Genomic DNA, 13,351 nt, shown 5'->3' with positions numbered 1-13,351 from the left:
TGGCCGCACGCCAGGGTCTGGGGGACATTCGAATGACATTGCAATCCATGACGGGCTTCGCGCGCAGCGAAGGCTCCTCCGGACGATATCGCTGGGCCTGGGAGTTGCGCTCCGTCAATGGCAAGGGGCTGGATCTAAGGCTGCGCCTGCCATCGGGCATGGAGGCACTGGAGACGGCGCTGCGTGACATCGCATCGAAAAGGTTGTCGCGCGGTAACATTCAGGCCGGGCTGTCGGTCTCTGCATCAGAGACCAAGCTTGAGGCCGTCGTCAATCGTGATGCGCTGGATGCGGTGTTGGCCTTGAAGCAGGAACTGGGCAATGTGGTCAGCGACGCGCCGCTCAGCTTCGATACGTTGCTGTCCGTGCGCGGTCTCGTGGAGTTTCGCGAGCCGGAGGAAACGGAAGATGCGCAAGCTGCCCGCAACGCCGATATCGTCGATGGATTCTCCGCGGCCGTCGCTTCGTTAAAAGCCATGCGCGAAAGGGAAGGTGCATCGCTCTACACGCTGCTTTCTACCCATATCGACCGTATCGAACAACTAACGTCTGTGATCGAAGCCGATCCCTCCCGTCAGCCGGAGCACATCCGGGCGCGGCTGGAGGCACAGATCGCTTTGATTGGCGATGGCAATGGAGGTCTTGATCGCGAGCGCCTTTATGCGGAAGCCGCACTGCTGGCCACCAAGGCGGATCTGCGTGAGGAGATTGACCGGCTGACCTCGCATGTGTCAGCCGCGCGGGAACTTCTGGCCGCCGGCGGTCCTATCGGGCGTAAGCTCGATTTTCTTGCACAGGAATTTAACCGGGAGTCGAATACGATCTGTTCCAAATCCAATGCCAGTGCTGTAACCGCTGCTGGTATCGAATTGAAAGTCGTGATCGACCAATTCCGCGAACAGGTTCAAAATCTGGAGTAGGCTCCATGGTACCAGCAGATAGCTCCCCCGTTCATATCGCCCGCAGAGGGTTGATGCTGGTCATGTCCTCGCCATCGGGTGCGGGCAAGTCCACCATCGCCAGAAACTTGCTGGATCGAGACAAGAATATCAGCCTGTCGGTGAGTGTCACGACGCGCCAGCGTCGGCAGAGCGAGATAGAAGGCATTCATTATCACTTCATCACCAAGCGTGAATTCGAGGTGCTGCGAGACAGCGATCAACTGCTGGAATGGGCGGAAGTGCACGGCAATTTCTACGGAACGCCGCGCGCGCCGGTAGAGCAGGCCATGTCTGAAGGTCGCGACATGCTGTTCGATATCGACTGGCAAGGCGCAGAACAGCTTCAGGACAAGATGCAGGCAGACGTGGTGTCGATCTTCATTCTGCCGCCGACCATGACCGAACTGCAGTCGCGCTTGCATCGCCGCGCCGAAGACACCGAAGAGGTGATCCGCACACGCCTTGCCAATTCGCGCGCCGAGATCGAGCACTGGCGCGACTATGACTATGTGATCCTCAATGATGATCTTCAGGCCGCGTTTTCGGCCGTTGAAGCCATCGTCAAGGCCGAACGTGTCCGCCGCAACCGTCGCCACGGCATGTTCGATTTCGTCAGGGGATTGTTGGAGGAAGAGCCGCAGCTTTAATCAGCTCGGTTCTTTAATTGCCAGCCACTGACGCGATAGCTTCTCATCGGCTGCGTCTTCCGCCCAGCCGTGGCCGCCCGCCAGCATTTCGAGACGAACATCCGCGCCAGCACTAATGAACTGGTCGGCCAGATCACGCGCGTCGTTCTCCGCCCGCCTTTCATCTTGCCTCGCTGCAAGCAGCAGGACGGGAAAGCCGGAGAGGCTAGGGAGTTCCTCATGTCTTCTAGGCGACAGCGGCCGCAAGAGGATGGCCCCCCGCGCCATGCTGCCATTCTGGCACAGCACCTCAGCCGCCATGATCGCACCATTTGAATAGCCGACGAGAAACGGCGTCTGGCCTGTCTGACGGATGACAAAATCCATGAACATGCAGAGCCTAGTCGCCTGCGCTTTCAGATCGTCCACGTCGATTTGCCGGTCGGGCTTTCTGCGGAAAAATGCATAACCATTTTCCCAGGGCACAGCGCCGCGCAGGGCATAAAGAACGGCGTTGGGAAACACTGCCCGACCGAATGCCAGGAGGTCGTCCTCATCCCGTCCTGACCCATGGAGAAGGACCACGACGCAGTCTGCGGTTCCTGATGGGAGAGCAAGCTCGTATTGGAAACCGGCATCGTTCATGGCGGCCCTCTCGGCAGGGTCTAAAACAAAATCAATGTCGGCTTGGGAATGCCCGTGGCAGGATTACAAACTGTTCGCCAGCCGCACGAACTCTTCGACCGACAGCGTCTCGGCGCGTCTCGTCGGGTCGATGCCCGCCTTTTCAAGCAGGGCTTCTCCGCCGATGCTTTTCACGCTCTGGCGCAGCATCTTGCGGCGTTGGCCGAAAGCGGCTTCCGTGACCTTCTCAAGCTTCTCAACATCGCAGGCCAGCGGCTTTTCCTTGGGCAGGAGATGCACGACGGTCGAGGTGACCTTCGGGGGTGGGCTGAAGGCTTGTGGCGGCACGTCGAAAGCCATTTCCGGCACAGTGCGCCAGCCGGCGAGTACACCGAGGCGGCCATAGTGGTTATCACCTTCCTCGGCAACAATGCGCTGTCCTACTTCCTTCTGGAACATCAGCGTCATGGAGAGCCAGAATGGCGGCCATTGCTGCGGTAGAAGCCAGTTGACCAGAAGCTGGGTGCCGACGTTATAGGGGAGATTGGCGATGATGCGGACCAGTTCGCCCTTGGGAACAAGGGCTTCAAAATCGGTCTTGAGCGCGTCACCGTCGATCACGTCCAACCGTCCTGGATAGTGATCGGCAATTTCTGCGAGTGCTGGAAGACAGCGGCTGTCTCGCTCTACGGCAATCACCTTCTTTGCGCCAAGCGAGAGAATGGCGCGGGTCAAGCCACCTGGACCAGGTCCGACCTCGAATACCGTAACACCGTCCAGAGGACCGGCGGTACGCGCAATCTTCTGCGTCAGATTAAGGTCGAAAAGGAAGTTCTGACCGAGCGACTTCTTCGCATCAAGGCCGTGGCGCTGGATGACGTCGCGCAGCGGCGGAAGACCATCGATTGCTGCCATCAGGAAACCTGCCGCGCAGCGATCGCGGCCGCCATCTTCAACGCCGCCACAAGGCTTGAGCAATTGGCGATACCCTGTCCGGCAATACCGAAGGCGGTGCCATGATCGGGCGACGTGCGGATGAATGGCAGGCCGAGCGTCACATTGACCGAGTCATCGAAGCCGAGTGCCTTCGCCGGAATCAGGCCCTGATCGTGATACATGCAGATCGCAACGTCATAACGCTTGCGCGCGGCATCATGGAACATGGTGTCGGCCGGCAGAGGCCCGAATGCGTCGATGCCATCCTTGCGCAGCTGCATGGTCGCCGGATGGATGATATCGCGATCTTCTGTGCCGATCGCGCCGTCTTCGCCCGCATGTGGGTTTAGCCCAGCGACCGCCAGTCTTGGCGCATCCATGCCGAACTTGCTTCTGAGGTCGCTGGCAACGATCCGGCAGGTATCGATGATCAGCTCCTCCGTCAGAGCAGATGCCACATCCTTGATGGGAATGTGGATTGTCACGGGCACGACACGCAGCTTCGGCCCAGCGATCATCATCACCGGTCGCGCTGCCTGGCCTGTGTGCTTGAGCGCGAGATCCGCAAGAAATTCCGTATGGCCTGGAAAGCCGAAGCCGGCTTCGTACAGCACGGCTTTGGCGATCGGATTGGTAACGACGGCAGCCGCTTTTCGCACCATCGTCAACGAGACAGCGGCCTCGATGGCTTTGATGGTGGAGATGGCTGTGCCGACATGAGGTTGGCCTGCCTGTACGTCAAAACCGACAGGAACAGGTAAAACGGGCAGGCCGGTGGTGAATGCAGAAACCGCTTCTTCAGCCTCGCAGGTGGCGATGTTGACCGGAATGCCAAGAATATTTGCCCGGCTCGTCAGCACGTCTGGATCACCGACGAAGAGAAATGGCGGAACGTTGAGTTCATCACGTCTTGCCCAGGCTGCAAGCGCGATATCGGGACCGATGCCGGCGGGATCGCCCTGTGTCAAAGCGAGAGGCAGTTCAAGCGACGTCACGACGTTCGGATCTTTCACCTGTTGCGCTGGTCTCGAAAGGTGCGACCCTGCCGATCAGCGGCATTTTGATATCTCGGAAACCATAGCGGCACCGCATCTGGGTGCCGCACCAGGATCAGGTTTGAGTGATCTGTGCCTTGCTGCGAAGCTCGTCCAGATACTTCTTCTCGTTCGGGTTCTCACCCTTTTCCGCCTTGCTCAGGTCTTCGGCACGAAAGACAACTTCCGCCGCATAGTCATCGGAAACCTGCTGCTTCTTGCAGACAGCCAGATACTCGACGCCCTTCTCGGTCACGCGCGTGGCGGTGGTGCCGCCCTCAGGCGTCTTGGTAACCAGGTCCTTCCACTCTGTGGGAAGTTCCGGTTCGAGAATCCGGCCAAGGTCCTTGATCGAAACATCCAGCATGGTGGCTGCGAAGGTCTTTGCCTGCTCGCAGCCCGGATAGCGCTTGCGGGACGCTTCCGCTTCGCTCTTGCGTTTGCCGATGATGGACTTCTTCGATTCCGGTACGACGAAAATAATCTGCTGCAAGAAGTATTCCGACGTCACAGGCTTCTGGCCGCGCTCCTTGAGGCGCGTGATGAAGTCCTGTGTCGACATGCGGTTCTTGCCGCCATAGCGCGCATTGACCAGGCGTGGCCAGCTCATCTGTATGGCGATGAAGGATTTGAAGTGGTCGGCACCCACGCCAGCCTGTGTCAGCACCTTGGTCAGTTGGTCTTTCGTCAACTTGTTGCTGGCAGCAAAGCGGCCGAAGGCGGCATCGACATCTGCGGTGCTGACCGAAGCCTTGACGCGGGCGATTTCCTCGCGCTTCAAAGCCTCCTCGATCAGCTGTTCGCGGGCCTTCTCGTTGAGATTGCCCGACTGGCGCTGCAGCTTCAGGAAAGCCACGCGGCGTGCAATATCGTCAGAGGTGATCGGTGTCTTGTTGACGACGATCTTCACCGCGCTGTCGGCAAAAGCGACATTCGCCTGCGGCGCGACAATCATGGGAACTGCGAAGATCGCAAAGGCAAACGCGACGCTGCGCATCGCCTTCTTTCCGAAGTTCATCCTGGTCTCTCCCTCTCGGCAAGCCAGTGGACCGGTTCCACGGCATTGCTTTTGAAACTCTCGCGGCATGAAGCTTGTACGCTCACCTCACGGTGATGCTTCGCCTTCTTCCGCGATCCTAAATATGAACGCGCCCGTGTATACCACTGGAATGATTACCACCGCAATCGTCCGTCACAACCAGATCGTCGATATCTGCGGCAAAAGCGTGACCTTAACGGCAGTCTGTCGATCACATCATATCGAGCGCCACACCCGGTGGAGGTGTCGCTGCAAATGAAAACGGCGGGAAGATCCCGCCGTTGTTTTGTAAGGTCTAGGCTATCAGTAGCTATTTGGCTGCCAGCCAATATCGGCCTTGTCCCAGTCTTCCGCAGCCGAGCCGACGCTGATGTCGCCGAGTGTGCGGAAGGCGAGGCGGGCATTGATCGACCAGTCATTTGCCGCCTCGCGCACGGTGCTGAGGTTACCCTCATCCGAGTAGCTGACGGTAAAGATGGTGCACTCGTCCTGATAGAGAACACCGATACGGCGCTCGCTCGAGAACTTGTTGTTCAAATCGTAGTTGATCGCGCCGAACAGAGCCCAATTGTCGTCTAGACGGATCTTTCCCGACGTCTGGATGATGTCACGATCGCGGTCATAGCCGTAATTCGGCTGTGCCTTGACCTGCGTATAGCTGACCTTGCCGGTAAAACGGTTATCCGCGTAGTGGACGCTGTTCTCCATCCGGTTGATCTCGAAGTTATCCTTGTCGAGACGCAGGCTGTTGGAGAAGGACAGACCGATCGGTGCATCGATCGCCGCCATCGTCACGTAGTCGGAGCGGTCTGATTCCAGACCGGAATCCGCACCGGCATTGACGAGATCCGGCGACGCGAAAGAATTTTCGCCGGCCAGATGAAAGGACTGACCCGCAATCGCGCGGATGCCGTAGCCATTGTCGAACGTGCCGTTATAGCGGAAACCGAGATTGGCACGCGTACCGCCTTCGACACGGTCGAAGCCCGTGAACTTGTCGCGTTCGAACAGGTTGGTCGCATCGAAGACGAAGGCCTGCGAATCTTCGTTTGGAAGGCGACCGGCGAATTGCTCATCCGGACGCACGAATACCTGAGCGATCGGTTCAATCACGTGGCTGCTGTTCTGCGCCGTAAACAAAATCGGGTAGCGTGCTTCGAGACCAAGCGTTGCCATGCCGCGGAAGGCCGCGTCATCGTCAATCGAACTGCCATAGGTGAGACCCTGTGTCGCCATATCGGTGGAGAAGATGTCTCCACGAAGGGCGCCGAGCGGTGTCAGCTGAAGGCCGCTGTCGAAGGTGTAGGTTCTCTTCCACTCGGCTTCCGTCGTCAGGCGCGTATAGGTGCCTTCAAGACCCGGGAAGCGGTTGGAGGTTCCGAGCGCGTAGGCATCCTGATTGCGGCGCGTCAGGCTCGTGAGGTTCGTCGTCAGCGAAAGCTCGCCGCCATAGACGGGATCGGGAAGGAAGTAGCGATAGTCGACGGCTGGATGAACAATCGCCTGCCTGCGCTCTTCCAACTCAAAGTCGTCCTTGTCCTGGACGTTGAAGTAGTAGGCATTGGCATCGAAGCTGTTACGATCACCGAGGCCGGTGAGGTAAAGCTTGTTGGTCTGGGTCTCGCTCTTATAGCCCTTGAGATCATAGGTGCGGGCGAAGTTGTTGTCGGACTGCACCATGACGTCCCAGCCGAATGACCAGCGGGGATTGATCTTGAAGTCACCCTTGCTGGCAACCATGCCGCGACGGTCGTTCAGCGCGTCGCTGGTGCCAGAGTCGAATCGTTCCGGGTCGCGCTGGTCGATGCCGGCAAATGTCAGCGTGTGCGTTCCCATCTCGAAACGGTTGCGCAGTTCACCGTGAAGAAGAAGACCCTGCGCCGTGTAGAAGGTCGGTGTGACCGTCAGATCCGCGCTATCGCCAAGCACTTGGTAATAGGGCACGCCGATACCGAAACCGAGCTTGTCGGTTATGCTCATCTGAGGGAACAAAAAGCCCGATTTGCGCTTTACCCTGTTGTCGGGAACGGTGAGGAACGGAAGATAGGCGATCGGCTTGCCGAAAAGCTCGAAACGAGCCTTCTCCAACCGAACCGTCTGGCTCTTGCCATCCTGAATGACACGCTCGGCCTTGACCTGCCAAAGCGGCGGCTTGTCCGGACGCTCGGCGCAGGGAAGGCAGGCCGTATAAACGCCGTTGTTGAGGATCATAACATCCTCATTGACGCGTTCAGCACTTTCGCCGGCAATGCGCGTGTTGTCGGTCGTTTCCACGCGCAGAGCATTCACGAAGCCCTGCGAGAAATTGTCGGTCACGTCCAACTCATCGGCGTAGATGCGGTTGCCGCTTGGTTCGATGAGTTCGATGTTTCCGCGAGCAACGACGCGGCCGGTGCCCTGATTATATTCAATGCGTTGGGCCACCATGCGGTAGCCCGAATATTTCAAGCGCACGCCACCCGTCGCGATCACTTCTTGAGCGTCACGATTATAGGTGAGTTCATTTGCTGTAAGCAGGAGTTTTGATTGGTCTTGAGCGTCGCCCACAATCACCCCGTCATCAGCGAAAGCGCTGGATGCGGTAGCTACGTATGCGCACACAGAAGCCCCTGTCAGAAGGGCTGCCGCAAGCCGTCTGATATTCCCGCGGTCAAATACCGCCACTAGCCGTCCTCCTGATGAAGCAGAATGGTTGCCCCCAATGCCAACGCTACGACGACTGGAATCCAGACCGCAACGAAGGGCGGAACAACGCCGCTACTCCCGAATGCCCTTACGAGCACGGTTACCACATAAAGCACGAAGCCGGAAAGGATTCCACCCAGAATCACTGAACGGGACTGTGCAAAACGGCTGAACTTTAGAGAAACAGTTGCCGCAATGAACGTCATCGCCACCAGCAGAAATGGCATGGAGAGCAGGAAGTGATATTGCGTCTCGAGTGCCTTGGATGACAGGCCGAAGGATTTCGCCACTTCGATTTTTCGAGAAAGATCAAAGAAAGCAACGGTTTCCGGCTGAGTCAGACGCTCTTGAACGAATTCCTGTCTCAAATTGGTACTGATTCTGGCCGTCGCCTGATGGGTGGGGACGTGACCCGGTCGAATCTCCGAAACGTTGTTAAGAAGCCAGTAACCATCTTCCAACTTCGCCGAGGCGGCGTCCTGTCGGAAAAGGATGTTGCCGTTCTTGTCGAGGTGAATCAGCACCACATCTTTCAGCAGCGCGCCGTTATCCTCGAAGCTCTTGGCTCCGATGATCGTGTCCTCTCCGCCGCTGCTTTGGCGCAGCCATGGAATCACCTGCTGCTGACGCGGGCCGCTGCCATCGTTACGCCATCCCGCCTCAACGGAGAGCGACTTGCTTTCGCCCCAGGCAGCAAGCGGATTGAGCGCCGCAACGCAGAGGATACCGAGCAGGATCGCGCCGGTGATGAAGGGCAGCATGAACTGCCAGACGGAAATGCCCGCCGCGCGCGTCACGACAAGCTCGTAGCGGCGGTTGAGCGAGATCAGCGTCGTCATGCCGACGAAAAGGGCAACGAAAGGAACCGTCTGCTGTAGGATAAGTGGTAGCCGAAGCGCCGTCAGTCCCAGTGCAGCCGGCACGGAATATCCGGGAAGACCGGACATGCGTCGCGCGGTTTCGCTAAAATCGGCCAGAAAGATGATCGACGAGACGCCAAGCAGAAACCAGAAGGTGGTCATGGCATAGCGACGAAGAAAATAGCGGGCAAGTGTGCCGAACATCATGCGCTCTGTCCCCCGTTACCGTTCGCCTTTGGCCGGCTGACGCGACGTTGGAGCGCCTGAGTTGCGGTATGAAGGAAGGACGGCATATGCAGCTTGCGGCCTGTCGCCAGCAGATAGGCGGCAATGAGGCCACTGACCACTGGAACGGCATAGACGAAGGGAATGAAGGCAGCGCTCTGCTTCACCTGATTGGTGAAATAGAAACCCAGCCAGCGCAGCATGAAGGCCGTGACCAGCGCAACCACCATGGGATGTAGCCGTGCCTCGCGGTGAGAGCGTGCGTCCCCTGCGACGACCAGCGATATCAAAGCGAACACGAAGGGGAACATCCAGTCGACGAGACGCCGGTGCAGTTCCGAACGGAAGCTTCCAGGATTTTTCTTGTAACTTTCCAGGTTCTCGTCTGGAGATAGCAGGAAAGCGAGGCTGGCATCGCTGGCAGACAGCGACGGCTCATTGTCGGACTTCTCCGACATGGTGGAAAGATCGAAGGCGTAGGACAGGAACTTGACGACCGAAACCTTGCCGTCCGGCGTCTTCTGCTGAACCTCGCCATCACGCATGGTGAGCGAGGTACCGCCTTCGTCGATCATGCCTTCCTTGGCATAGTAGATAAGGTCGTAGTTCGGATCGCGGCGATCGGCAACGAAGAGCCCGCGCAGGATTCGGCCCTGGCGCTGGCCGATTTGCACATAAAGTCCATCCTGAATGGTGCGGAAGGTCTTCTCTTCGATCACCGAGGAGAGGAGGTCGGCATAGGCTGCAGCGACCATCTGGCGCGCAGCGGCACGTGCCGGCGGCTCGGCAAAATTGGTGATACCGAAGGAGACAAGGCTCAGCACCGCGCCGAGAATGAGGACAGGCTTGTAGATGATCGTGCGGCGCGCGCCCGACGCATCGATGATGGCGAGTTCCGAGTCGGTGTTCATCGCGGTGAGCGTCTGCGTCACGCCAATGACAAGCGCGAAGGGTAGAACGACGGGAATGAGCGTCGGCAACAGCATGGTTGCGAGCGTCATGAACGAGCCCATGGACTGGCCGCTATCCGTGACGAGGTTGATTCTTTGCAGAACCTGGATCGTCCAGATGATTGCCAGCACGGGCATCAGCGCGACGAGAACCATCTGCGTCGTGCGTCGCAATATGTACCGTTCGAGAAGCGCCATTTAGTCCCTGGTAACGTTTTTCATTCTTTTTTCCCGTGCAGGGAACCGGCCCTATGTAATCGCATCGATCCCGCTTGGCGACTCTCGATGGACCACAAATTTCTTTCGCGCAGTCATTTTTCCTGCGGCTGTGGCTTTTTGTGGAGAGCTGGCGAAAAAACTTTTCGTCGAACCTCAGTCGTTACCGCGACCATCCACAAATTTGACACTGCGAGTCGCCATGCCGGGGTTGCGTCACGGGCGGAAAGGCCCATGATCCGCACACCCTTAAAAAACAGCAAGATGAGCATCAAGATGTCCGCAAGTTTCGATATTTCCTTCGCCGCTTCCGCCTCATGTGAAAATGCCACGGCCATTCTTCTGCGCGCTTCCGGCGACGAAGGGGCGGCGGGTCAGGCGCATGTGGATCCGGCTGGCGTGCTGGAAAAGGCTGCCAAGGTCGCAGGCTTTTCGGCAAAGTCGATGAGCGTTCTCGATGTTCTGACGCCCCAGGGTTCTGAGGCAGATCGCATCACGGTCATCGGCCTTGGCAAGGCCACGAAGCTCACAGCGCATGATTGGCTGAGGGCAGGCGGCACCGCTGCCGCCAATTTCAAAAAGGCGGAAAAGGTCGTCGTCTATGTCGATGTTCCGGGCCTTGATGTAAATGGCAAGACCGCTGCCGACTTCGCCCTTGGGCTTCTGCTGCGCGCCTATAGTTTCGATGCCTACAAGACCAAGAAGCCGTCCGACGAAGAGAAGAAGCCGAAGCGCGTCGATGTGACGATCGTAACGGTTGTCCACAAGGAGGCAGAAAAGGCGTTCGAGGCTGCTCAGGCCGTCGCCGATGGCGTCATTCTGGCGCGCGATCTCGTCAATCTGCCGCCGAATGTGCTTGATCCGGTCGAATTTGCCGAGAAGGCGGAAGGCTTGAAGAAACTCGGCGTAGAAGTTGAAATCCTTGGCGAAAAGGAAATGAAGAAGCTCGGCATGGGCGCACTTCTCGGCGTGGCACAAGGCTCTGTTCGCCCGCCACGGCTTGCCATCATGCAATGGAATGGCGGCTCCAAGAAAGACGAGCCGATCGCCTTCATCGGCAAGGGCGTGGTGTTCGACACCGGCGGTATTTCTCTGAAGCCAGGTGCCGGCATGGAAGACATGAAGGGCGACATGGGCGGCGCTGCTGCCGTGACCGGTCTCATGCACACGCTTGCGGCCCGCAAGGCAAAGGCCAATGTGATTGGCGTTATCGGGTTGGTCGAAAACATGCCGGACGGCAATGCCCAGCGGCCTGGCGATATCGTCACCTCCATGTCCGGCCAGACCATCGAAATCATCAACACCGACGCCGAAGGTCGCCTCGTTCTGGCGGATGCGCTGTGGTACACGAACGATCGCTTCAAGCCAAAATTCATGATCAATCTTGCCACGCTCACCGGTGCAATCACAGTTGCGCTTGGCAATCTTCAGGCAGGCCTCTTCTCCAATGACGATGAACTGGCCGGTCAATTGGTCGAGGCGGGCGACACGACACAGGAGAAGCTGTGGCGCATGCCGCTTGGCAAGGACTACGACAAGATCATCGATTCGAAGTTTGCCGACATGAAGAACAGCGCTGGCCGCTTGGCGGGCTCGGTCACAGCGGCCCAGTTCCTCAAGCGCTTCGTCGGTGAGACGCCATGGGCGCATTTGGATATTGCCGGTACGGCCATGGGCTCGCCGCTGACTGAGATCAACCAGTCCTGGGGCTCCGGCTATGGCGTGCGCCTTCTGGACGAGTTGGTCCGCGCGCACTACGAGGATTGAGATAGAAGCATGAAGGTGGCAATCCCCCGATGACGGAAGTTCTGTTTTATCATCTGACGGAATCCAAGCTGGAGGATGCCTTGCCGCCGCTGCTGGAAAAATCGCTGGAGCGCGGCTGGAAGGTCGCGGTCCAAACGGGAAGTGATGAGAAGCGCGATGCGCTCGACGTGCTTCTCTGGACGTTCCGCGACGATAGCTTTCTGCCGCACGCAACTGATGCCGCCGCAACATCTGCGCAACAGCCGGTGTTGCTCACCTCAAGTGATGGCAATGCCAATCAGGCGACAGTACGCTTTCTTGTCGATGGTGCGGAGCCGCCGGCACTGGACGCCTATGAGCGCATCGTCTTCATGTTCGATGGCTATGACGCAGAGCAGCTGGAAGCGGCACGCGCGCAGTGGAAGAAGCTGAAAGGCGAGGGCCATGCACTCACCTATTGGCAGCAATCGCCTGAAGGCCGCTGGCAGAAAAAGGCGTGAGCCTCCAGCGCATCAACGACGAAAACGAAAACCGGCAAAGCCGGTCGTCTTGGTCGGGATCATCCACACACCGCCCGATGATGGCGCCTTCTGCAACCGCTCGTCGGACATGTTGTGACGGTGGGACGTCAGAAAAAGCGTACTGAAGTCCGGCCCACCGAAGCAGCCCATGGTGGGGTGCGGGACGGGCGCCTCAGTCGCACCAAGATGCGTACCGTTGGGCGAAAACGCATTGATCAGTCCGGCAGAAACGCCAGCGCTCCAATAAACGCCAGAACGATCGACGCAGCCGCCATCGGGCCTGCCCGTTTCCTCTGTCATCTGCGCAACCAGAATGCCTTCATCGAAAGTGCCGCGGCTCTTGTCGAAGGCGCGGCGACGGATCCATCTTTGGACGGAATCGCTCTGCCACATGACCGAACCATCTTGCGAGAAGGCAAGCCCATTGGGGCAGGTGAGGCCGGTCTGCATCCGTTCGGCGCCACTCGCCGTGACGCGCCAAAGTTCGCCGCGCGGCTCCATCTGCGCCAGTGGCACGTTATGCATCGTGCCGACCCAGAATGCACCGTCTGGCCCGATCCGTCCGTCATTCAGGCGGAAAGCTGCGCCTTCCGGCGCCGGAATGCTGCAAAGCGTTTGGGTGGCGCCACTTTCCGGATCGAGGAAAACAATATCCATGCCGCAGGCAATGATGAGGTCACCATTGTCGCAAAGCCCAAGGCTGGACACCGTGCTTGGGAAAGACCATTCACGGTACTGGCCGGGCGTTAGCGCGGCAGAGCGCACCGTCTTGCCGAGAATATCGCACCAGAACAGCACTTGGCGCTTTTCGTCCCAAACGGGCGATTCGGCGAGAGTGCTGATTGTGTCGCAGAGAAGCTCTGCCTCTGACATGCCAAGCGTTTCGGCAGGCAGCGATCCGGAGTGTGCAGTCGTCATGATGGGGTATCCAGTGTCGGTGGTGCCGCG

Annotated in this window: 12 protein-coding genes; 4 read left to right on the top strand and 8 right to left on the bottom strand. The window is 58.5% G+C overall.

All coding sequences use genetic code 11. The features are described from left to right. Nucleotides 1-32 precede the first annotated feature (32 nt). Nucleotides 33-920 (top strand): YicC/YloC family endoribonuclease, encoded by an 888-nt coding sequence (locus tag AC07U5_RS09750; RefSeq protein WP_494722880.1) that lies wholly within the window; start codon nucleotides 33-35, stop codon nucleotides 918-920. A 5-nt stretch (nucleotides 921-925) separates the two neighbouring features. Beyond that, nucleotides 926-1,588 carry a guanylate kinase gene (gene gmk, locus AC07U5_RS09745; RefSeq protein ID WP_062425619.1) on the top strand — a complete coding sequence of 221 codons (663 nt, stop codon included), beginning with the start codon at nucleotides 926-928 and terminating at the stop codon, nucleotides 1,586-1,588. Here the strand turns inward: gmk and AC07U5_RS09740 are convergent, their stop codons facing one another. The 7 genes from AC07U5_RS09740 to lptF form a co-directional block, all read right to left on the bottom strand. After that, nucleotides 1,589-2,212 carry an alpha/beta hydrolase gene (locus AC07U5_RS09740; protein ID WP_494722879.1) on the bottom strand — a complete coding sequence of 208 codons (624 nt, stop codon included), beginning with the start codon at nucleotides 2,210-2,212 and terminating at the stop codon, nucleotides 1,589-1,591. A 63-nt stretch (nucleotides 2,213-2,275) separates the two neighbouring features. Continuing rightward, nucleotides 2,276-3,106: a 16S rRNA (adenine(1518)-N(6)/adenine(1519)-N(6))-dimethyltransferase RsmA gene (gene rsmA / locus AC07U5_RS09735; RefSeq protein ID WP_494722878.1), complete on the bottom strand. Its 831-nt coding sequence runs from the start codon at nucleotides 3,104-3,106 to the stop codon at nucleotides 2,276-2,278. Then, nucleotides 3,106-4,122 carry a 4-hydroxythreonine-4-phosphate dehydrogenase PdxA gene (gene pdxA / locus AC07U5_RS09730; RefSeq protein ID WP_494722877.1) on the bottom strand — a complete coding sequence of 339 codons (1,017 nt, stop codon included), beginning with the start codon at nucleotides 4,120-4,122 and terminating at the stop codon, nucleotides 3,106-3,108. The genes rsmA and pdxA overlap by 1 nt, the downstream gene beginning before the upstream one ends. Before the next feature lie 115 nt (nucleotides 4,123-4,237). Next, a complete protein-coding gene (locus AC07U5_RS09725; protein ID WP_062425616.1) occupies nucleotides 4,238-5,179 on the bottom strand; it encodes a SurA N-terminal domain-containing protein in 942 nt (313 codons plus the stop codon). A 324-nt stretch (nucleotides 5,180-5,503) separates the two neighbouring features. Then, entirely contained in the window at nucleotides 5,504-7,864 is a 2,361-nt protein-coding gene (locus AC07U5_RS09720) for an LPS-assembly protein LptD (protein WP_494722876.1), read from the bottom strand. Then, a complete protein-coding gene (lptG, locus tag AC07U5_RS09715; RefSeq protein WP_062598222.1) occupies nucleotides 7,864-8,952 on the bottom strand; it encodes an LPS export ABC transporter permease LptG in 1,089 nt (362 codons plus the stop codon). Before lptG ends, AC07U5_RS09720 begins: the two co-directional genes overlap by 1 nt. After that, nucleotides 8,949-10,118 (bottom strand): LPS export ABC transporter permease LptF, encoded by a 1,170-nt coding sequence (gene lptF / locus AC07U5_RS09710; RefSeq protein ID WP_062437915.1) that lies wholly within the window; start codon nucleotides 10,116-10,118, stop codon nucleotides 8,949-8,951. Before lptF ends, lptG begins: the two co-directional genes overlap by 4 nt. A 294-nt stretch (nucleotides 10,119-10,412) precedes the next feature. On the opposite strand from lptF, the gene AC07U5_RS09705 reads away from it, so the two are divergent. Together AC07U5_RS09705 and AC07U5_RS09700 are read left to right on the top strand one after the other, a co-directional pair. Then, nucleotides 10,413-11,903: a leucyl aminopeptidase gene (locus AC07U5_RS09705; protein ID WP_494723279.1), complete on the top strand. Its 1,491-nt coding sequence runs from the start codon at nucleotides 10,413-10,415 to the stop codon at nucleotides 11,901-11,903. A 29-nt stretch (nucleotides 11,904-11,932) separates the two neighbouring features. Further along, nucleotides 11,933-12,382: a DNA polymerase III subunit chi gene (locus tag AC07U5_RS09700; protein WP_062425612.1), complete on the top strand. Its 450-nt coding sequence runs from the start codon at nucleotides 11,933-11,935 to the stop codon at nucleotides 12,380-12,382. Between the two features lie 12 nt (nucleotides 12,383-12,394). On the opposite strand, the gene AC07U5_RS09695 is transcribed toward AC07U5_RS09700, so the two are convergent. After that, on the bottom strand, nucleotides 12,395-13,321 hold the full coding sequence (locus AC07U5_RS09695) for an SMP-30/gluconolactonase/LRE family protein (protein ID WP_111847821.1): 927 nt from the start codon (nucleotides 13,319-13,321) through the stop codon (nucleotides 12,395-12,397). Between the last annotated feature and the right edge of the window lie 30 nt (nucleotides 13,322-13,351).

The sequence above is a fragment of the Agrobacterium sp. GW821-FHT02D03 genome, from assembly GCF_059421725.1.
The sequence above is the reverse complement of the archived record's forward strand: the minus strand, read 5'-3'. Positions and strand labels throughout refer to the sequence as shown.